Source organism: Paraburkholderia podalyriae, assembly GCF_014397785.1.
In the GTDB taxonomy this organism is placed as follows: domain Bacteria; phylum Pseudomonadota; class Gammaproteobacteria; order Burkholderiales; family Burkholderiaceae; genus Paraburkholderia; species Paraburkholderia podalyriae.
In genome coordinates, this window is sequence record NZ_VZQQ01000007.1 from 50,677 (window position 1) to 70,264 (window position 19,588).

Genomic DNA, 19,588 nt, shown 5'->3' on the forward strand with positions numbered 1-19,588 from the left:
TCGGTACGGGGTAAGCGTGTCCAGAAAATATAAGGTGTTGTTTCTCTGCCGCGATAATTCGATCCGCAGCATCATTGCAGAAGCTTTACTACGCGAACTGGCGGGGCATCGGTTCGAAGCGTTCAGCGCGGGCCCTGAACCGGCCGCACGTCTTCATCCACTCGCGGTCGCGCAATTGCGGCCCGGCATTTCGGGGCGCGCGGTGCTGAGTCCTAAAAGCTGGCTCGAATTCACCGGCGAATGGGCGCCGCGCATGGATATCGTGATCGCACTCGACGAATTCGTCGGCGGATTGCCTACGCCGGTATTTCCCGGCGGCCCGGCCTTCGTCTACTGGACCATTGCCGATCCGCTCGCGGCCGGCCACGGGTCCGCTGACGAGCAGGCCCGTCTTTTCGATAAAACGTTCTGGCAGATCGTGCGTCAGGTCAGCGCGTTTATCGAATTGCCGCAATATGCGCAGCCTGCATCGAGTCACGCGAATATCGCCGATACGGGGAATGCCATCAGTGCGGGGAATACGGTGAATGCCGCGAATGCGATGAATGTGGCAAGCGGTGGCACAAAACCGGTGCGTGGCACGGCGGTTCATTTCGAAGCCGCAGCCATTGTGTCCGCGCCTTCGAGCGCGGCGGCCTGCACCTAGCGATTATTGGGGCGCCCGAGCCGCGAGCCGGCGAACGGGTCATTCGACCAGTCGACCTGCTTTTTCGGTTGGGGTGCGGGCGGCGGTTTTGCGGCCAATTCGAAATGCTCGATGCTCTGGCCGGCACTAATGGCCTGCTTCAACCATTGCGGCATTTCGCCGTTGCCGTCCCAACTGTCTCCGGTCGCATTGCGATAGCGCTCAGCTTTTTTGGCCAGTGACTCGGTCGCCAGCGCCGCGGCAAGGTCTTCTGGTCTGATACCAAACTCTTCCATACGATGGCGGAGATACGCAATCATGCTATCTCGCTTCCTTTCGTCCATAGGATATTTGTCCTTCTAAAACGTGCAGCGTGCTGTCGAAGACAGATTGCGGGGAAAAAGCTGCGAAGCGTTCGAGCCCGACTGAATGGGGCCGCCCCGCGGTGGGGTTGTCGATTGACGGAAATGCCATGTGCCGGGTTAAAAAACGTTGCTCCGTGAACTGCAATACGGCCAGGGACTAAGACGGCCGCTGGAACAACCGACCCTCAAACCGAGAGTCTCAATCAGCAAATATTTCAGCATGTCGCAGCGCGGCGAACGAGGCCGGTAAGCCTGACGTTCGCGATGAAAAACTCTGTGTCTAGATGCAAGGATTGCGAATGGATGGAGTCACTCCACGCTGTCCGTCTTTCACCGGACTTTCGTCGATGTGCGGGTGCCGCTTTTTGTGCGTTGTAGCAACATCATAACGCAATGCGCGAGCAAAGCACGCTTAGTTCACGTTGAATTTGTCGGTGAATGCGGTTTGTCGAACGGTGTGGGCGATTGACGACACTGCTGGAAGCTCCTGGATTGAATTCCGGGGCGCGCGAACTATAAAAGAAGCATAAAGGCTGCGCAATGTGGACTGACAGCCGCGTTGTGCGCGCCGATTCCGCCGACGCACGGGAACGCGTCGAATATCGGTTGCAAGCGTCTAATTCTTCATCTGCTTAGTTCGATGACCCGTCGCAGCAGTAGCGCATTCGCATCGACCCGTTCCTCGGCCCCTTTGGGCAGGTTGGCTGTTCGCGGATCAATTTCTTGTGGAGGACGAACACTGCTGCGCCGGATTCGAGGAGTCCGGAAATGAGAGTGCGTATATTGATGATTGCCGCAACCGCCGTTCTGTTTCTCGTGCCAAAAACGGCCGCCGCGGACGAGATGAGCGGCCAGGCGGACCCCGCCGCGTCGGGTCGCGCGATGATGCAATACGATGCGGATGAATCGGCGCAGGCGACGACCGACATGTCGTTCGGTCAGAGCTGGAATCCGCGCGAGCAGGGCGTGCGCAACGCGTCGTATGGTGGTGTTCCGGCGGGCGGGTCGCAGGCGGGAGGCCGGCGCAGTCAGTCCTGCTCGTTCGGCACGGAGTGCAAGACCTATTTCGGTCAATGACCCGCTCGCGAGCGGCAGCGGCGCGCCTCGAATGACGCGCGCCGCGAACGACGCGGGGTCCCACATAACGAACCGGTGTCGCGCTGCGCCGCCGCTTTGCGAGAGCGTGACTGCAAGCGCACGCAATGTCACGCGAATGCCGATTCCCGCTGCGCATGACCACTACGCTCGCCGAGGCGCGCGACGATATCGTCGACGCCGCGCGCCGTGTCATGGTTTTCTTCCGCTTCATGGTAGCCACGGAATTCATCGAGCAGAGCGCGCCATGACCCGTGCCAGCGCGTTTCCAATAGGCAGAGGCCCGACGAATCGGCAATACGCAACACGCCGTTATCCGGATGGAAAGTCAGCGTGACGAGGCGGCCTTCGATAACGCAAGCGGCGGTGCAGGGGCGAGTGGTGAGCATGTATGGGTGTCCTTTTCCTTTCGATGAGCCAAAGAGTGTGGGTTAAACGCTGACGCGAGGTTCAGCAAGCGCTGTGCCTGCGATGCCGCACCCGTGGTGCGCCATCGGCCCTGGCGTCCTTTCACATCGCATTGACGGCTAAGCTCGCTTGATCAATGCAGCGGTGTTCTCAGTATCCCAATGATTGACGACAATTTTTTGTATTCGTCGCTGAGCGATGCGCAATAACTTCAGTATCATCCATTAAGGGTTTCTGCTGAGTCGATTCGCGATAGTGCCTACCCACCCGCTGACGCTCGCTGGAGCGCGTGCGCAAAGCCGCGCGGCTCTGTGTGCGGGCTGATCCGCCACAACGCGCATAGTGATTGCATCGCATGAAGAAGCAGCGCTTGTCGCGATCCGTTCTTCACGACAACTCGACGCATTCGAAAGGAACCGCCTCTGGTTTCAAAAAGCATATGCCCATCCGCTAAAAGCGATTAATAGTCCGTTTTCCTTTTTATTCGAAGTGATCGCACTGGCTGCTGCTGCGCGTAGTATGCATTCCTCGACAAAGACGTTTGCCGTAACAACGACGCAATCAAAAGGAGCATTTCATGGCTTGCAATACAACAGGCTCGGGGCTCATGCGAGTGAAGGCGATCACGGTTGCGTTGGCGGTTTCCGTCACGGCGGCGGGTCCGGCGCTCGCGCAGGACAACGCGGCGGCGTCCGCGCCCGAACAGCGGGCAATCGGCGCCGCGGCGCTGCTGCACGTTCAGGCGCGCGTCGTCGCGATCGATGCCGCGACGAATAGCGTGACACTGCGCGGCCCGCATGGCGGCGACGAAACTTTCGACGTGAATCCGCAAGCCGCGGACGTCAGCAAGCTGCATATCGGCGACGTCGTGACGATTGCGTACAAGAAAGCTGTGCTGGTCGGCGTCGACAAACTCGCGCCGAACGGAATCCGCCAGCGCATCGATACCGAAGTCACGCAGCCCGCGGCCAACGGTGTCGTTGCGTCGGCGCGGCGCGTCGAGGTGGTGGCGACGGTGCGCAACATCGATCGCAAGAAGCGCACGATCGCGCTGCGCGGTCCGTCTCGCACGGAAACGCTCGACGTCGCGCCTGACATTGCGCTCGAGAAACTGAAGGTCGGCGATTCGGTGCGCGCGGTGTTCGTGTCGGCCATCGCGGCGTCGGTGTCGCGCAACGGCGCGGACGTCAAATAACGGCGATCACGATGGCTTAAATAAACTACGCTGAAGCGTATCGAGGCGCGCGGCGTCGATCGGCAAGCGAGGTTCGACGTCGCGCCTGCCATTGCGGCTCAGGTTTCACGATGGTCATCGCGTCGCGCGCGAAGGAGCAGGGAATGGAACAGAGCGAAACGGAAACCGCGGCCGAATCGGAGCGCAAAAGGCTGGTCCGCAGCAAGATACACGTGGGCCTCGCGGCGATCGGCACGTTGGCATCGGTCTTCGGGATCGGCATAGCGATCATCGGCGGTATCAACTATGACCAGACCAAAGTGCTGGTCGGCGCCGGCATCATCGTCGTGTCGACCATTCTTTATGTTTCCATGCTTTTCGTCGCCGCCGGTGATTAGCAAGTTCGCTTGCCCTTAGCGCTCGATCCCGCTGCCGATCCACTTTTGCTATCGACCCCTCCAATAGTCGAATTGTTCGTGCATCGCACCGCCCGTATATTGACTGCAGCGATATACAACAACTCGATGGCACGCCACGGCGGCCCACAGGAGCACAGCAATGAATCGGATCGATCTGGAGGGGCGCGCGGTCGTCATTACCGGCGGCGCGCGCGGCATCGGCTACGCGGTCGCGCAGCGGGCGTTGCGCTCGGGCGCGTCGGTCGCGTTGTGGGACGTCGATAACGAACGCCTCGCGCGCAGCCAGCGCGAGTTGGGTGAACTCGGCAAGGTCAGCGCCGTCACGGTCGAGCTGACCGACGACGCCGCGGTCCAGCAGGCCACCGCGCAAACGGTCGCGGAGCACGGCTCGATCGACGTGCTGATCAACTGCGCGGGCATCACCGGCGGCAACGGCGCGACGTGGGAGCTCGCGCCCGACATGTGGCGCCGCGTGATCGACGTGAACCTGATCGGCCCGTACCTGACCTGTCGCAACGTCGTGCCGCAGATGCTGAAGCAGGGCTATGGACGCATCGTCAATATCGCGTCGGTGGCCGGCAAGGAGGGCAATCCGAATGCTTCGCACTACAGCGCGTCGAAAGCGGGGTTGATCGGGCTCACCAAGTCGCTCGGCAAGGAGCTCGCGACCAGAAACATCCTCGTCAATGCGGTCACGCCGGCCGCGGCCAAGACCGAGATCTTCGATTCGATGTCGCAGCAGCACATCGACTACATGCTCGCGAAGATTCCGATGAACCGTTTCCTGCTGCCGGAAGAAGCGGCGTCGCTGATCCTGTGGCTGTCTTCCGAAGACTGCGCGTTCAGCACCGGTTCGGTGTTCGACCTGTCCGGCGGCCGCGCCACCTACTGAGCGCGCTGCCCGCGCATTGCTCACATTTCGCAGCGTATTGCACACGCGTCGAACGCGCGTTGTCGAACCGCTTCGACGCTTCTCTGACGGAGCCCTTTCATGGCCATGCCTACCATCCGGCACGTGCGTGCCTTCATCGTTCGCGGCGGCGGCGCGGACTATCACGACCAGGCCGGCGGACACTGGATCGACGATCACATCGCAACGCCGATGGCGCGTTATCCCGAGTATCGCCAGAGCCGCCAGTCGTTCGGCATCAACGTGCTCGGCACGCTGGTCGTCGAGATCGAAGCGAGCGACGGCACGGTGGGCTTCGCGGTGACGACCGGCGGGGAGATCGGCGCATTCATCGTCGAAAAGCATCTCGCGCGTTTTCTCGAAGGGCAACTCGTGACCGACATCGAGAAGATGTGGGATCAGATGTACTTCGCGACGCTGTACTACGGGCGCAAGGGCATCGTGCTCAACACGATTTCCGGCGTCGATCTCGCGCTGTGGGATCTGCTCGCGAAGGTTCGCAAGGAGCCCGTATATCAACTATTGGGCGGCCCGGTGCGCGACGAACTGGTGTTCTACGCGACCGGCGCGCGACCTGATCTTGCCAGGGAAATGGGCTTCATCGGCGGTAAGCTGCCGTTGCAGCACGGTCCCGCGGAAGGCGACGACGGACTCAGGCAGAACCTCGACAAACTCGCCGACATGCGTTCGCGCGTCGGCGACGACTTCTGGCTCATGTATGACTGCTGGATGAGCCTCGACGTGCGCTATGCGACGCGGCTCGCGCAAGGCGCGCACGAATACGGCCTCAAATGGGTCGAGGAATGTCTTCCGCCCGACGATTACTGGGGTTACGCCGAACTGCGCCGCAACGTGCCGCGCGGCATGATGGTGTCGACCGGCGAGCACGAGGCGACGCGCTGGGGCTTCCGGATGCTGCTGGAGATGGAGTGCTGCGATCTGATCCAGCCGGACGTCGGCTGGTGCGGCGGCATCACCGAGATGATCAAGATTTCCGCGCTCGCCGATGCGCACAATGTGATGGTGGTGCCGCATGGGTCGTCGGTGTACAGCTATCACTTCGTGCTCACGCGTCATAACTCGCCGTTCGCCGAGTTTCTGATGATGGCGCCGAAAGCCGACGAAGTCGTGCCGATGTTCAATCCGCTGCTGCTCGACGAGCCGGTGCCGGTGAACGGGCGCATGAAGGTGCCGGACACGCCGGGCTTTGGCGTGCGGCTCAATCCGGACTGCGCGCTGGTGCGGCCTTATCAGCATTGAACGTTTTGAACGTGTGCCGAACGGCGAACCCCCGCAAAGGAGACTAAGGTGCTGCTCAAGGACAAAGTCGTGATCGTCACCGGCGGCTCGCGCGGCATCGGACGCGCGATCGCGGTGGCCTGCGCCCGCGAAGGCGCGGACGTGGCGATCAACTACTGGGGCGACAACGACGCATCGTATGGCCGCCGCTCGGCGGTCGCGGAAGTGGTCGGCGAAATCGAGGCGTTGGGCCGGCGCGTGATCGCGGTGGAGGGTAACGTCGCGGCGCGCGAAACCGGTCAGGAGCTGGTGCACCGTACCGTCGACGCGTTCGGCAAGCTCGACGTGCTCGCGAGCAATGCCGGTATCTGCCCATTCCACGCGTTTCTCGACATGCCCGCGGACGTGCTCGAATCGACGGTCGCGGTCAATCTGAACGGCGCGTTCTTCGTGACGCAGGCCGCCGCGCAGCAGATGAAAAAGCAGGGCACCGGCGGCGCGATCGTCGCGACGAGTTCGATCAGCGCATTGGTGGGCGGCGGCATGCAGACGCATTACACGCCGACCAAGGCCGGCGTGCATTCGCTGATGCAGTCGTGCGCGATAGCATTGGGGCCGTTCGGCATCCGCTGCAACTCGGTGATGCCCGGCACGATCGCCACTGATCTGAACGCCGAAGACCTCGCCGATGAAGCGAAGAAGGCTTACTTCGAGAAGCGCATTCCGCTCGGTCGCCTCGGGCATCCCGACGACGTCGCCGATTGCGTCGTGTTCCTCGCGTCGGACCGCGCGCGCTATGTGACGGGCGCCGCGCTGCTGGTCGACGGCGGCCTGTTCGTGAACCTGCAATGAGCGACGCGCGATGCGGGCGTCAATTGACCGTGGCGGGCGTGGTCGGCGTGCCGGGGGCGGCGGCCGGATTGTCGCGCGTGAGGTTGCGCGAGAAGCCGCGCAGCAGCTCGATCAGACGCAGCGCCGGCTCCGCGAGCGGCTCTTCCTTGCGCGTGAGAATGCCGAAACCCGCGAGGCTCTTGCCGATTTCGAGCGGCAGCGCGACCAGCAGGCCGCCGCGCACATGATCGCGCACGACCGACTCCGGCAGCATCGCGACCGCATCGTAATTCTCGAGCAATTGCAGCGTCGCGAAGATCGACGCGCATTCAGTCAGATTGACCGGCGTGGCGAGCCCCGCGCGCGCGAGTTCTTCCTCGAACAGCACGCGCGCCGGACTCGTGACCGGTTGCGCCACCCACGGCCACGCAACGAGTTCGCGCAACGTGATGCGGGCGCGCCGCGCGAGCGGATGCACGGCACGCACGACGAGCAGCAGCGTTTCGCGCGCGAGCGGCTCGAACGTGAAGTCGTTGTGCTGCAAAGGACTGGTCAGACGCCCCAGCGCGAGGTCGACCTCGCGGCGATGCAGCAATTGGACGACCTGGTCGCTCGTTTCGCCGAGGATGCGCACGTTGAGCAGCGGGCTTTCGGTCTTCAGCACGGCGACCGACATCGCCAGCAGATCGGGCGCGGCGCCCATGATCGCGCCGACGGTCAGCTGTCCGTGACCGCCGCGGCGTTTGACGTCGAGGTCTTCGGCGAAGCGTGTCAGCTCGGCGAGGGCACGGCGCGCGTAAGCGAGCGTGACGACGCCGAGCGGCGTCGGCGTCATGCCGCGCGCGTTGCGCTCGAACAGCAGGAAGCCGAATGCTTCCTCGATGTCGCCGAGCATGCGGCTTGCGCTCGGTTGCGCGACGTTGACGGCCTCCGCGGCCTGGTGCAGGTTGCGGGCGTCGTCGAGCGCGACGAGCAGGGCGAGATGCTTGAACTTGAGACGATTGACGAGGGCGACGGCGGCTGAATGTTGGCTCATGGTGCCAGTGTGGGGGCCAGTGCGATTCGGTTTGTGGATCGCCCAATCCCAACAACGGATTGAGAGGCTATCGACGCAGGAATTATAGTTCGTTGAATGGCGCGACAGGAGACAGGCCGCAATGGAGACAATCGCTTTCCGGATGGTGCTCAACCCCGGCATGCGCGAAGAATACGAACGGCGTCACGCGCAGATCTGGCCCGAGCTCGTTGACGCGTTGCACAACGCGGGCGTGCGCGACTACCGGATTTTCTTCGACCCCGACACGCATCATCTGTTCGCGCTGCTGTCGCGCACCAGCGATCACACGATGGACCAGTTATCGCAACTCGACGTGATGCGCAAATGGTGGGATTACATGGCTGACATCATGCAGACCGCGCCGGATCATACACCGCTGTCGCAGACGCTCGAACCGGTCTTTCATCTCAGTCATTGAGTCGCGCTGAACCCAGCTTGACCCCGCGACGACGCACGAACCTCGAAACGCTTTTCACCCGAACAAGGTGCCGCATGCAGGTTGTCGATTCGCATATCCATCTGTGGGATCTGAAGACGCATCGCTATCCGTGGCTGGAGAACCCGGGCGTGTCGTTCGTCGGCGATGCGCGCGATCTGAAGCACGACTACCTGCTCGACGATCTGCTCGGTGAGGCGGGCGACATCGACGTGCTAAAGCTCGTGCACGTCGAGGCGAATCACGATCCGGCCGATCCTGTCGAAGAGACGCGCTGGTTGCAGTCGATTGCGGATCGCAAAGCTTCGCGCGGCATGCCGAATGCGATCGTCGCGGGCGTGGATCTGTCCGCGCAGAACGCGCCCGCGTTGCTCGAAGCGCATGCTTCGTTCGCGAATACGCGCGGCATCCGGCAGATTCTGAACGTGCACGACAATAAGCTGTTCGATTACGTCGGCCGTCATTACATGCGCGAGTCGCAGTGGCGCGAGCATTTCGCGTTGCTGCGCCGGTACGATCTGTCGTTCGATCTGCAACTCTATCCGTCGCAAATGCAAGAGGCGGCCGCGCTCGCGCGTGCCCATGCGGACACGCTGTTGATCGTCAATCATGCCGGCATGTTCGTCGATCGTCATAGCGTGGCCGGTTACCGGGCGTGGCGCGAAGGCATGCGCTTGCTCGCGGCATGTCCGAACATCGCGGTGAAGATCAGCGGGCTCGCGATGTTCGATCATCACTGGACCGTCGAAAGCCTGCGGCCGTACGTGCTCGAAACGATCGATACGTTCGGCGTCGAACGCGCGATGTTCGCGTCGAACTTTCCGGTCGACCGGCTGTTCGGTTCGTACACGGATTTGTGGAGCGCGTATGCGGCGATCGTCGCCGATGCGAGCGAGGCTGAAAAAGACGCGCTGTTTCGGCGTAACGCGGAACGCTATTACCGAATCTGACGCCGCGCGCGCACGGACCAAGAACCATAGAAGCAACCGCTCAGGAGACACGCAGTGCAGCCATCCCATTCCGCGGTGCCGCGACTCGAGTTGCGGCACGCGAGCAAATCCTTCGGCCGGGTGCGCGCGTTGTCCGACGGCGATCTCGTGCTGTGGCCAGGCGAGGTGCATGCGCTGCTCGGCGAGAACGGCGCGGGCAAATCGACGCTCGTCAAAATTCTCGCCGGCGTGCATCAGCCCGATGCCGGCGAGTTGCTGGTGAACGGCGAGCCACGCCGCTTCGCAACACCGGCCGAAGCACGCGACGCCGGGCTTGCGGTCATCTATCAGGAGCCGACGCTGTTCTTCGATCTGTCGATCGCGGAGAACATCTTCATGGGCCGGCAGCCGGTCGACCGCTTCGGCCGCATCCAGTACGACACGATGCATCGCGAAGTGGACGGATTGCTGGCGTCGCTCGGCGTCGAGCTGCGCGCGGATCAACTGGTGCGTGGTCTGTCGATCGCGGATCAGCAGGTGATCGAAATCGCGAAGGCGTTGTCGCTGAACGCGAGCGTGCTGATCATGGATGAACCGACGGCCGCGTTGTCGCTGCCCGAAGTCGAGCGGCTCTTCGCGATCGTGCGCAGGCTGCGCGAACGCGACGTCGCGATTCTGTTCATCACGCACCGCCTCGACGAAGTGTTCACGCTGACGCAGCGCGTGACGATCATGCGCGACGGCGCGAAAGTCTTCGACGCACTAACCGCCGATCTGACCACCGACGCGATCGTCGCCAAGATGGTCGGCCGCGATCTGGAAACGTTCTATCCGAAGGCCGATTGCACGCCCGGCGACGTGCGTCTGTCGGTGCGCGGCCTGACGCGCATCGGCGTGTTCAAGGACGTCTCGTTCGACGTGCGCGCGGGCGAGATCGTCGCGCTCGCGGGCCTCGTCGGCGCGGGACGCAGCGAGGTCGCGCGTGCGATCTTCGGCATCGATCCGCTCGACTCCGGCGAAGTATGGCTGGCCGGCAAGCGGCTCGACACCGGCAAGCCCGCGGCCGCGGTGCGCGCTGGGCTCGCGCTGGTGCCGGAAGATCGTCGCCAGCAAGGGCTCGCGCTCGAACTGAGCATCGCGCGCAATGCGTCGATGACGGTGCTCGGCCGGCTCGTGCGGCATGGCCTCGTTTCGACGCGCAGCGAAACGCAGCTCGCCAACAAGTGGGGCACGCGTCTGCGCCTGAAAGCGGGCGACCCGAGCGCGCCGGTCGGCACGCTGTCGGGCGGTAACCAGCAGAAGGTCGTGCTCGGCAAGTGGCTCGCCACCGGCCCGAAAGTGCTGATCATCGACGAACCGACGCGCGGCATCGACGTTGGCGCGAAAGCCGAGGTGTATGGCGCGCTGGCCGAACTCGTGCGCGATGGCATGGCCGTGCTGATGATTTCGAGCGAGCTGCCCGAAGTGCTCGGCATGGCCGATCGCGTGCTCGTGATGCACGAAGGCCGCATCAGCGCGGAAATCGCGCGCGCCGACGCGAACGAGGAGCGCATCATGGGCGCCGCGCTCGGTCAGGGACTCTCACCATTGGGACGTGCAGCATGATGCGCCATTCGACCCATCCCGCGCCGGTGCGGCAATCGCTGCCCAAGCGTTCCGCCGCTTCGTCGGGCGGTCTCGTCGCGAACATCGCGAAGAGCCGCGAAACCACGTTGTTCGTCGTGCTGATCCTGCTGATCGTGGGGACCGGGCTCGCGAAGCCGCAGTTCCTGAATCTGCAGAATCTGCGCGACGTGCTGCTGAACGTGTCGATCATCGGTCTGCTGACGGCCGGCATGACCGTCGTGATTCTGATGCGGCATATCGATCTGTCGGTCGGCTCGACGGTGGGTGTCAGCGCATACGCGGTGGGGAGCCTGTACGTTGCGTTTCCGCATATGCCGGTGCTCGTCGCGCTGGCCGCGGGGCTCGCGATCGGGCTCGTCGCGGGCGGCATCAATGCGTTGCTGGTCGCGGTGGGGCGCGTGCCGTCGCTGGTCGCGACGCTGTCGACGCTGTATATCTTTCGTGGGGCCGATTACGCGTGGGTGCACGGCGGCCAGATCAACGCGACCAGCCTGCCCGACGCGTACTCGCGGCTCGCGACCGGCACGCTGCTCGGCATCCCGACGCTCGCGCTGATCGCGATCGTCGTACTTGCCGGCCTGTCGGTGTATCTGAAGCAGTTTCGCGGCGGTCGCGAGCACTACGCGATCGGCTCGAATCCAGAGGCCGCGCGGCTCGCGGGCGTGAACGTCGAGCGGCGCGTGATGTCGGGCTTTCTGCTGTCCGGCGCGATTGCGGGCTTTGCCGGCGCATTGTGGCTCGCGCGCTTCGGCACCGTCGATGCCAGCACCGCGAAGGGCATCGAATTGCAGGTCGTCGCGGCGGCGGTGGTCGGCAGTGTCGCGATTACGGGCGGCGTCGGCACGATCCTCGGCGCGACGCTCGGTGCGCTCGTGCTCGGCGTGATCAGCATCGCGCTCGTCGTGCTGCACGTGTCGCCGTTCTGGGAGCAGGCGATCCAGGGCGCGCTGATCGTTGCCGCGATCGCCGCCGATACGCTGCTGGCCCGCTCCGTCGCCAAACGCATGATGAGGAAACGCGATCATGGCTAAACCCGATTCCGCGCTGCTCACGCGCAAGCGCGAAACGCCGCTGCAATGGGAAGTGTTGCTGGTGATCGTGCTGATCGCGTCGCTGGTGCTGGGGCGCTGGCTGTCGCCGGTGTTTCTGAGCGGCGCGAACCTGAGCAACGTGCTCGCCGATCTGACCGAGATCGCGCTGATGGCGCTGCCGATGACGCTGATCATCGTCGCCGCCGAAATCGATCTGTCGGTCGCGTCGGTGCTGGGCGCATCGAGCGCGTTGATGGGCGTGCTGTGGCACATGGGCCTGCCGATGCCGGTCGTGATCGTTCTGGTTCTGGCTGCGGGCGCGTTGGCGGGTCTGCTGAACGGACTCGTGATCGTCAGGCTGAACCTGCCGTCGCTCGCGGTCACGATCGGTACGCTCGCGCTATTTCGCGGTCTCGCGTATGTGCTGCTCGGCGATCAGGCGGTCGCGGATTTTCCGGCCGCTTATACGGCGTTCGGCATGAACACGCTCGGGCCCACGTTCATTCCGTTGCCGTTCGTCATCGTGATCGTCGCCGCCGTGCTATTCACCGTGTTGCTGCAAGCCACCGCGTTCGGCCGCAGCCTGTATGCGATCGGCGCGAATCCGACCGCCGCCGCGTTCTCCGGCATCGAGGTCGCGAAGATCCGCTTGCGCCTGTTCGTGCTGTCGGGTCTCGTCAGCGCGCTCGCCGGCATCGTCTATACGTTGCGTTTCACGAGTGCGCGCGGCGATAACGGCGAAGGCTTCGAGCTGTCGGTGATCGCGGCGGTGCTGTTCGGTGGCGTCAGCATTTTCGGCGGACGCGGCTCGATGGTCGGCGTGCTGTTGTCGCTGCTGATCATCGGCGTGCTGAAGAACGCGTTGACGCTCGACGACGTATCGAGCGAAACGCTGACCATCGTGACCGGCGTGCTGCTGCTCGCGTCGGTGCTGATCCCGAACCTCGTCGCGCGCTGGCGTGCGGCGCGCGACCGGCGTTTCATCGCGAAGTCCGCCGCCGCGTCTTCTTCATCCCCGACCTAGCTTCCCCTTTCTATCCAACAACAACGCAGGAGACACTTCATGTTCAAACCTCTACGTCACACCGGTATGGCTGCGCTCTGCGCCGCGTTGCTCGCGATCAGCTGCGGCGGCGCGTTCGCCGCGGACCTGAAAAGCGGGCTGAAGATCGCGTTCGTGCCGAAGCAGATCAACAACCCGTACGAAGTGATCGCCGACGACGGCGGCCTCGCCGCGATCAAGGAATTCGGCGGCGTCGGCAAGGCGGTCGGGCCGTCGGATGCGGGCGCGTCGTCGCAAGTGTCGTACATCAACACGCTGATCACGCAGCGCCAGGACGCGATCGTGATTGCCGCCAACGATGCGAACGCGGTGGTGCCCTATCTGAAGAAGGCGATGGGCCAGGGCATCAAGGTCGTTACGTTCGACTCCGATACCGCGCCGGAAGGCCGCCAGCTGTTCGTCAATCAGGCGAACGCGGAGGGCATCGGCCGCGGCCAGGTGCAACTGGTGGCGAAGCTGATGGGCGGCGAGGGCGAGTTCGCGATCCTGTCGGCGACGCCGAACGCGACGAACCAGAACACGTGGATCAAGTGGATGCAGGAGGAGCTGAAGAAACCGGAGTACTCGAAGATCAAACTCGTCAAGATCGCGTACGGCAACGACGACGATCAGAAGTCCTTCGTCGAAACCCAGGGTTTGCTGCAGGCGTATCCGAACCTGAAGGCGATCGTCGCGCCGACGACGGTCGGCATCGCGGCGGCGGCGCGCTATATCTCGTCGTCATCGAGCAAGGGCAAGGTCGCGGTGACGGGGCTCGGCACGCCGAACCAGATGCGCGCGTTCGTGAAGAACGGCACCGTGACCGCATTCCAGTTGTGGGATCCGAACGAGCTCGGCTATCTCGCCGCGTACGCGGCGGCGTCGCTCGCGTCGGGCAAGATCACGGGTAAGGAGGGCGAAACGTTCGACGCCGGCAAGCTCGGCAAGCGCACGATCGGCGCGCAAGGCGAGATCATTCTCGGACCGCCGACCACGTTCGATGCGAGCAATATCGACAAATACAACTTCTAGCGCGAGCTCGAGCGGCAACGCAGGCTGTCCGCATCAGCGCCGCTGGCGGCGCGCGGACAGTCGGCACATCGCCGTGAGCTTTCGCGTGCGGTCCGCTTAGCGGCGGATCGCAAAACGCCGCGCATAAGCGGCGGATGGCGAGCCGCTTCCCCACACTTCGCCATCGATCAATTCGCGTGTCACATCCTCGCGCGGCACCGCCACGTTCACGCGCGCGGCAGCCTCGCGATACAGCTGTGTCTGGTTGATGCTCGCGGCGATCGCTTCGTAATCGTTGCGCGCATCGACGATTCCCCAGCGCTCGAACTGCGTGAAGAACCACGCGCCTTCGAATGGATGCGGATAGTTGACCGCGCCGTCGTCGAAGAAACGCATCGGCAGGCGGCGTGGGTTCACCGGGTCGAGCGGGTCGCCGAGCCGCGCGGCGATCAGCGTCTCGTCGATACCGATGTAATCGGGCCGCGCGAGCCAGCGCGCGATCTCGTCGCGATGTCCGGCACCATCGAGCCAGCGGCACGCTTCGAGCATGGTCTGCACGAGCGCGCGCGTCGTGCGCGGATGCGCGTCGACGAAATCGCGTCGGCAGGCGAGCACCTTGTCGGGATGCTCGGGCCATATCTCGCTCGAATCAGCGATCGTTCTGCCGACGCCATGCGCCTCGGCCATCGCATTCCACGGCTCGCCGACGCACAGGCCGTCGAGCCGGTCTTCGGCGAGCGCGGCGACCATCTGCGGCGGCGGAATCGCGACGCTGTCGATGTCGCGCAACGGGTCGACGCCTTGCGCCGCGAGCCAGTAGTACAGCCACATCGCGTGCGTGCCGGTGGGGAAGGTGTGCGCGAACACCGGCTTGCGACCGAGCGTCGCGAGCGCCTCGCGTAAGGTGCCACCCGAGGTGCGGTGCTTCGCGAGCGCATCGGCGAGCCGATTCGACAGCGTGATCGCCTGGCCGTTGCGGTTCAGTACCATCAGCACGGCCATGTCGGTGCGCGGGCCGCCGAGGCCGAGCTGCACGCCGTACACGAGGCCGTAGAGCGTGTGCGCGGCATCGAGATCGCCCGATAGCAGCTTGTCACGCACGGCGGCCCACGATGGCTGACGGCACAGTTCGAGCGTCAGTCCATGCGCGTGGCCGAACTCGAGCAGCTTTGCGGCGATCAGCGGCGCCGCGTCGGACAACGCGACGAAGCCGAGCCGCAGATGGGTCTTTTCAGGCGGCCCCGCAAAGGGCGCCGCGGTGACGGGAGTGGCTGGATTCATGAGCGCATCATTTGAGCGAGCCGGCCGACGCGACGACCTCGCGCGCGACCTCGGCGAGTTTGACGCCCTGGTTCATCGCGCGTTTGCGCAGACTCGCGTAGGCGGCCGGCTCGGTGAGTTTCTGCTGATCCATCAGCAGGCGTTTCGCGCGATCGATCAGCTTGCGCTCGGCCAGTTCGTTTTCGGCCTGCGCGAGCCGCTCGCGCAATTGCGACTCCTGCGCGAAACGTGCGAGCGCGACTTCGAGAATCGGCGCAAGCCGTTCCGTCGCGAGGCCTTCGACCAGATACGCGGTGACGCCGGCGTTGACCGCTTCGCGGATCAATTGCTGGTTCGCGTCGTGGCTGAACATCAGCACAGGGCGCGGCGCGGTCGCGTGCATCACGGCGAGCTGTTCGAGCGTATCGCGCGACGGCGACTCCGTATCGATGATGATGACGTCGGGCCGCTCGTCCTGCACCGCGCGATGCAGCGCCTGCGGCGATGCGGTGCCCGCGAGCATCTCGCAACCTGACAGGGCGAGCGCGTCGCGCAGATCGCCGATGGGTTTGTCGGTGTCGGTGACAAGAAGAACACGCAGCATGGAGTCGGTGGAAAGGACAACTGACTCCTGATAAAGCAATAGCTATGCCAGTCCCAGTGCGGCGGGGCTTGGCGAGGCTTGTCGGAGGTTGCGCGCGCGAATGGCGCGGACTGATCGGGCTTATTGCGGGCGATGGCTGCGAATCATCGACGAAAGCGGCAATGTGGTCCCGCGGTTCGCGCTGCACCGGCGCGGGGCATGCAAGACCGCAGACGCCCGATGCACCGAAGCGGCGCATCGCGTGCGCCGCGGCCGATGCCTCAAAGCCAGCGCGAATCACTGCGCGGCGAAAACAGCAACGTCAGCGCCATCATCGCGGCGATGCAGCCGGCGAGGAGCGGGTGGTCGAACACAGGTGCGCAAAAGCGCGGGTGGGGAGGATTTGGGGTGTTTGGGCGGTCGGGGAAGACGCCGATTTCGCGCGCTGACACGGCGAGGCTGACGGACCGGCTTGATGCGGAAAGCGTAGTCGGGAGGTATTGCGCGAGTCTGAGGGCCTCGCGCTTACGCCTGTAGTTCGGGCGGCCTGCCCGCGTCACCTGCACGAGGGTACGCGGCGCGGCGCCGTTACCGCTGCTTACCTCCGCCGCGCCCCATGCTGCGCCGGCCGTGGCGCACCGCCACCGCTCGAACGCTCGTCCTTGTGGCGGAAATTGATCCGCCCCTTGGTCAGGTCGTAGACCGACAATTCGAGCGTTACGCGATCCCCCGCGAGAATACGGATATGGTTCTTGCGCATGCGTCCGGACGCATAAGCGCCGACCACCACGCCGTTGTCGAGCGTCACGCGGTAGCGGCTGTCCGGAAGCACTTCGTCGACGATACCGTCAAGTTCAATCAGTTCTTCTTTCGCCATGCATAACTCCTGGTCGATGGGATAAAGGGGAAATCGGCCGCGGGCCATTGCGAGCGGCGCGACTGTGGATTCGTTGAACAAGCAGCGGCGCCCGAAAGCACGCTGCGCGACATGAGTGACGCGCCGATGACGCCGCTCAAAGATCGGCGACCGATTGGCCGCTCACCTCGCCGTCGATCAGCCGTTCCGCATGCGCCATGCACGCGATGCGCGCCTTGCCCATGCCGTCGAACGGAAACAGATACTGCAGGCGAAACACCCGGCCGTCGGCCGCCGGATTGGCGCCGACGCGGCAGATGCGCACCGACGCGTCGTAGCCGGCGCCCGGATTGCGGGTCGGTTGCGCGCCCGCGGGGCGGCGCGGATAAACGAGCGGGTGAATTTCGTAACCCTTGTAGGTCTTGATGGCTGGAATCATGAAAAATGTGTCCTGTATTGCGAGGTCCGCGCGCCGCGTGAATGGCGCCGCTTCTGAAAGCGCACCTTCGACGCGTTGCGACGAGAACCGGCGACGCAGCACCGATGGGCGCGCCGCGACAAAATGGTTGGCACAGGCCTGCTAGACCTGGCGGGCTCAATGACAATGGCTCGAGCGGTCGCGCGAAAACGCGGATTCGACCGAAACGCCGAAGCGGCGCGTCAATTCGCGCGCCGTACGCATGATGCTGAGCCGCTCGGTGTACTTCTCGCGACGGCGAATGCATGCGGCGCATTGCCGGAGTGACGGGACCGCCGATAAGCGGCGGTCGAACTGTCGGGGGTGGTGCGGAGATGCCGGTTTGAGACTGCCTGGTGCTGCCAGTGCTATATGGGTGCGAGGTGCAACTATTGCAACATAATGCCTGAAATAGGACTGATTGGATAGTGCAAACTTCAGCGCGCGGCCAGAACGCCCGGCTGGCGGGGCTTCGCGGCGAACACGACGACTCTTTATCGCATGAAAAGAATGCGCTAGCGAGGTAGACGAAATTCCCTTCGGCGTTGATTCGCGGCGCCAGCGCGAGGCCGCTACAATGGCGGCTTCCTGAATTGCGGACCGAGCGCGCGCGCCGGCGTCCGCTGCGGGCGCCTCGCAGCGTCGTCATTCGCTAGCGCGCGCCGCCTTCATCGAACCTCGCGTTTTTTCCATGCGCAACCCGAACGTGTCTCCTGTCAAAGACTTGCTGCTGAAGCGCTACGCGCCGATCGCCGACGGCATCGCCGCGCTGCTCTATCCGTGCGCCGAAGTGGTGATTCACGACCTGCGCGATCAGACCGTCGCGTATCTGGTGAACAATCTGTCGCGGCTCGAGGTGGGTGCGCCGTCGGTGCTCGACGACGCGCACTTCGCGGCGCGCGGCCAGACCATCGGTCCCTACGAGAAACTGAACTGGGACGGCCGCCGCATGCGCTGCGTGAGCAACATCCTGTTCGACGACGACGGCAACCCCGCCGGCATGCTGTGCGTGAACTTCAACATCGCGGTGTTCGAGGACGTGCGCTCGACGCTCGATCTGTTCATCAAGGGCGGCACGATGACCGAGGCGGCCGCCGACGACCTGTTCCGCGACGACTGGCAGGACCGCATCAACACCTATCTGCACACGTGGTTGCGCGACCGGCAGATCGGCATCAATGCGCTGACGCGCGAACACAAGCGTGAAATCGTCGAGGCGCTGCACGCGCAGGGCGCGTTTCGCGGCCGCAGCTCGGCCAACTACGTCGCCGCGGTGCTGACGATGGGCCGCGCCACCGTCTACAAGATCCTGAAGCAGATGAAAGAGGGCGGCTAATCTCGGGCGCGCCGCGCCTGCAAATGCTTCGATGCCGCCCAGAATGAGGACATACACGATGCGCTACCGACACTACAAAGGCGGCATTTACGAACTGGTTTGCGAGGCCACGCTGGAATCGGATCAGACGGTCACGATGATCGTCTACAAGGCGGCCAATGGTACGATCTGGACCCGTCCAGCGACGGTATTTTTCGAGCGGGTGGAGCACGAAGGCGTCGAGGTGCCGCGCTTTGCGCCGCTCGATGAGTTCAACAACGAGGCAGACGCGTCCCACGCGGGCTAACGTACGCTGCCGAAACCACAGGAACAGGAAAACCGAATGCGTCTTTTGCTTGCCATCATTCTGCCGTGGTTGCAGTTTTTCACGATCGGCCGTCCGTTTGCGGGCATCATCTGCCTGCTTCTTCAGATCACGCTGATCGGCTGGGTGCCGGCGGCCATCTGGTCCGTGTATGCGCTGAGCCAGTACAACACGGACAAGAAAATCGCCCGAGCAATGGGCAACGGGCGCTAGGACGCGGCGCCGAAGCCGTCTGCGAGCGGGGCGCCTGGCCCTCTCGCTCGCGCTCCCACTTACCGTGCCGGTATCACGACCGCATCCGGCACTTCGATCACCAGGTCGGTTTCCGCCATCGCCACGCACGGCAGGATATAACCGTCCGCCTTTTCCTCGCGGCTCACGCCGGGCCATTCAATCGAGTAGCGCACCCGCCCGGATGTCACGCGGCACAGGCATGTTCGGCACGTGCCGTTGCGGCACGAACGCGGCAAACGCAGATTCGCGAACGCGGCGGCTTCGAGAATCGTCAGCGAATCGGGCGCTTCGAAGCTCTGGCCGAGAGGCTCGACGCGAACCACAGGCGGGCGGGTGGGGACGGACATCGTATTGATCAGT

24 protein-coding genes are annotated in these 19,588 nt (G+C 63.9%); 16 read left to right on the forward strand and 8 right to left on the reverse strand.

The window, feature by feature from the left end; translation table 11 throughout:
• Positions 1 to 16 precede the first annotated feature (16 nt).
• The gene (locus F6X42_RS10075; protein ID WP_187634070.1) at positions 17 to 646 is read left to right on the forward strand and encodes an arsenate reductase/protein-tyrosine-phosphatase family protein; all 630 of its coding nucleotides are present in this window, start codon (positions 17 to 19) and stop codon (positions 644 to 646) included.
• On the opposite strand, the gene F6X42_RS10080 is transcribed toward F6X42_RS10075, so the two are convergent.
• A complete protein-coding gene (locus tag F6X42_RS10080) occupies positions 643 to 969 on the reverse strand; it encodes an H-NS histone family protein (RefSeq protein WP_187634071.1) in 327 nt (108 codons plus the stop codon). The two genes, F6X42_RS10075 and F6X42_RS10080, sit on opposite strands and share 4 nt — an antisense overlap.
• Positions 970 to 1,758: 789 nt before the next feature.
• Here F6X42_RS10080 and F6X42_RS10085 point away from each other — a divergent pair.
• Positions 1,759 to 2,067, forward strand: coding sequence for a hypothetical protein (locus F6X42_RS10085; RefSeq protein ID WP_187634072.1), 309 nt, complete (start codon positions 1,759 to 1,761; stop codon positions 2,065 to 2,067).
• Positions 2,068 to 2,195: 128 nt separating this feature from the next.
• On the opposite strand, the gene F6X42_RS10090 is transcribed toward F6X42_RS10085, so the two are convergent.
• Complete coding sequence (locus F6X42_RS10090) at positions 2,196 to 2,474, reverse strand: hypothetical protein (RefSeq protein WP_187634073.1); 279 nt, start codon at positions 2,472 to 2,474, stop codon at positions 2,196 to 2,198.
• Positions 2,475 to 3,070: 596 nt separating this feature from the next.
• On the opposite strand from F6X42_RS10090, the gene F6X42_RS10095 reads away from it, so the two are divergent.
• The 5 genes from F6X42_RS10095 to lra1 all read left to right on the forward strand — a co-directional run bounded on the left by F6X42_RS10095 (position 3,071) and on the right by lra1 (position 7,087).
• On the forward strand, positions 3,071 to 3,688 hold the full coding sequence (locus F6X42_RS10095) for a hypothetical protein (RefSeq protein ID WP_187634074.1): 618 nt from the start codon (positions 3,071 to 3,073) through the stop codon (positions 3,686 to 3,688).
• A gap of 143 nt (positions 3,689 to 3,831) precedes the next feature.
• Positions 3,832 to 4,065 carry a hypothetical protein gene (locus F6X42_RS10100; RefSeq protein WP_187634075.1) on the forward strand — a complete coding sequence of 78 codons (234 nt, stop codon included), beginning with the start codon at positions 3,832 to 3,834 and terminating at the stop codon, positions 4,063 to 4,065.
• Between the two features lie 160 nt (positions 4,066 to 4,225).
• Positions 4,226 to 4,978, forward strand: coding sequence for an SDR family NAD(P)-dependent oxidoreductase (locus F6X42_RS10105; RefSeq protein WP_187634076.1), 753 nt, complete (start codon positions 4,226 to 4,228; stop codon positions 4,976 to 4,978).
• A 99-nt stretch (positions 4,979 to 5,077) separates the two neighbouring features.
• On the forward strand, positions 5,078 to 6,256 hold the full coding sequence (gene rhmD / locus F6X42_RS10110; protein ID WP_187634077.1) for an L-rhamnonate dehydratase: 1,179 nt from the start codon (positions 5,078 to 5,080) through the stop codon (positions 6,254 to 6,256).
• 48 nt (positions 6,257 to 6,304) lie between these two features.
• Positions 6,305 to 7,087: an L-rhamnose 1-dehydrogenase Lra1 gene (lra1, locus tag F6X42_RS10115; protein ID WP_187634078.1), complete on the forward strand. Its 783-nt coding sequence runs from the start codon at positions 6,305 to 6,307 to the stop codon at positions 7,085 to 7,087.
• A gap of 19 nt (positions 7,088 to 7,106) precedes the next feature.
• On the opposite strand, the gene F6X42_RS10120 is transcribed toward lra1, so the two are convergent.
• Positions 7,107 to 8,102, reverse strand: coding sequence for a LysR family transcriptional regulator (locus F6X42_RS10120; protein ID WP_187634079.1), 996 nt, complete (start codon positions 8,100 to 8,102; stop codon positions 7,107 to 7,109).
• Positions 8,103 to 8,223: 121 nt separating this feature from the next.
• Here F6X42_RS10120 and rhaM point away from each other — a divergent pair, with 121 nt between their 5' ends.
• From rhaM to rhaS, 6 genes are all read left to right on the forward strand, one after another.
• On the forward strand, positions 8,224 to 8,541 hold the full coding sequence (rhaM, locus tag F6X42_RS10125) for an L-rhamnose mutarotase (protein ID WP_187634080.1): 318 nt from the start codon (positions 8,224 to 8,226) through the stop codon (positions 8,539 to 8,541).
• A 74-nt stretch (positions 8,542 to 8,615) separates the two neighbouring features.
• Complete coding sequence (locus tag F6X42_RS10130; protein WP_187634081.1) at positions 8,616 to 9,509, forward strand: amidohydrolase family protein; 894 nt, start codon at positions 8,616 to 8,618, stop codon at positions 9,507 to 9,509.
• Positions 9,510 to 9,563: 54 nt separating this feature from the next.
• Positions 9,564 to 11,093 carry a sugar ABC transporter ATP-binding protein gene (locus tag F6X42_RS10135; RefSeq protein WP_187634082.1) on the forward strand — a complete coding sequence of 510 codons (1,530 nt, stop codon included), beginning with the start codon at positions 9,564 to 9,566 and terminating at the stop codon, positions 11,091 to 11,093.
• Positions 11,090 to 12,145, forward strand: a complete 1,056-nt coding sequence (locus tag F6X42_RS10140) for an ABC transporter permease (RefSeq protein ID WP_187634083.1) — start codon at positions 11,090 to 11,092, stop codon at positions 12,143 to 12,145. The genes F6X42_RS10135 and F6X42_RS10140 overlap by 4 nt, the downstream gene beginning before the upstream one ends.
• The gene (locus tag F6X42_RS10145; RefSeq protein WP_187634084.1) at positions 12,138 to 13,169 is read left to right on the forward strand and encodes an ABC transporter permease; all 1,032 of its coding nucleotides are present in this window, start codon (positions 12,138 to 12,140) and stop codon (positions 13,167 to 13,169) included. The genes F6X42_RS10140 and F6X42_RS10145 overlap by 8 nt, the downstream gene beginning before the upstream one ends.
• A 39-nt stretch (positions 13,170 to 13,208) precedes the next feature.
• A complete protein-coding gene (rhaS, locus tag F6X42_RS10150; RefSeq protein WP_187634085.1) occupies positions 13,209 to 14,219 on the forward strand; it encodes a rhamnose ABC transporter substrate-binding protein in 1,011 nt (336 codons plus the stop codon).
• 96 nt (positions 14,220 to 14,315) lie between these two features.
• Here rhaS and F6X42_RS10155 read toward each other — a convergent pair whose 3' ends face one another.
• The 4 genes from F6X42_RS10155 to F6X42_RS10170 form a co-directional block, all read right to left on the reverse strand.
• The gene (locus F6X42_RS10155; protein ID WP_187634086.1) at positions 14,316 to 15,479 is read right to left on the reverse strand and encodes a CmpA/NrtA family ABC transporter substrate-binding protein; all 1,164 of its coding nucleotides are present in this window, start codon (positions 15,477 to 15,479) and stop codon (positions 14,316 to 14,318) included.
• A gap of 7 nt (positions 15,480 to 15,486) precedes the next feature.
• Positions 15,487 to 16,062 (reverse strand): ANTAR domain-containing response regulator, encoded by a 576-nt coding sequence (locus F6X42_RS10160; protein WP_187634087.1) that lies wholly within the window; start codon positions 16,060 to 16,062, stop codon positions 15,487 to 15,489.
• 577 nt (positions 16,063 to 16,639) lie between these two features.
• Positions 16,640 to 16,918: a translation initiation factor IF-1 gene (gene infA / locus F6X42_RS10165; RefSeq protein WP_027196184.1), complete on the reverse strand. Its 279-nt coding sequence runs from the start codon at positions 16,916 to 16,918 to the stop codon at positions 16,640 to 16,642.
• Between the two features lie 136 nt (positions 16,919 to 17,054).
• Positions 17,055 to 17,336 (reverse strand): hypothetical protein, encoded by a 282-nt coding sequence (locus tag F6X42_RS10170; RefSeq protein WP_187634088.1) that lies wholly within the window; start codon positions 17,334 to 17,336, stop codon positions 17,055 to 17,057.
• 709 nt (positions 17,337 to 18,045) lie between these two features.
• Between F6X42_RS10170 and F6X42_RS10175 the strand changes: the two genes are divergently transcribed.
• Genes F6X42_RS10175 through F6X42_RS10185 form a run of 3 tightly spaced genes read left to right on the forward strand, consistent with a single transcriptional unit; the run spans position 18,046 to position 19,207 of the window.
• A complete protein-coding gene (locus F6X42_RS10175; protein ID WP_187634089.1) occupies positions 18,046 to 18,690 on the forward strand; it encodes a helix-turn-helix transcriptional regulator in 645 nt (214 codons plus the stop codon).
• Between the two features lie 43 nt (positions 18,691 to 18,733).
• On the forward strand, positions 18,734 to 18,976 hold the full coding sequence (locus tag F6X42_RS10180; protein ID WP_246530035.1) for a DUF1653 domain-containing protein: 243 nt from the start codon (positions 18,734 to 18,736) through the stop codon (positions 18,974 to 18,976).
• Between the two features lie 36 nt (positions 18,977 to 19,012).
• Positions 19,013 to 19,207, forward strand: coding sequence for a YqaE/Pmp3 family membrane protein (locus F6X42_RS10185; protein WP_187634091.1), 195 nt, complete (start codon positions 19,013 to 19,015; stop codon positions 19,205 to 19,207).
• Positions 19,208 to 19,266: 59 nt separating this feature from the next.
• On the opposite strand, the gene F6X42_RS10190 is transcribed toward F6X42_RS10185, so the two are convergent.
• On the reverse strand, positions 19,267 to 19,575 hold the full coding sequence (locus F6X42_RS10190) for a 2Fe-2S iron-sulfur cluster-binding protein (protein ID WP_187634092.1): 309 nt from the start codon (positions 19,573 to 19,575) through the stop codon (positions 19,267 to 19,269).
• Between the last annotated feature and the right edge of the window lie 13 nt (positions 19,576 to 19,588).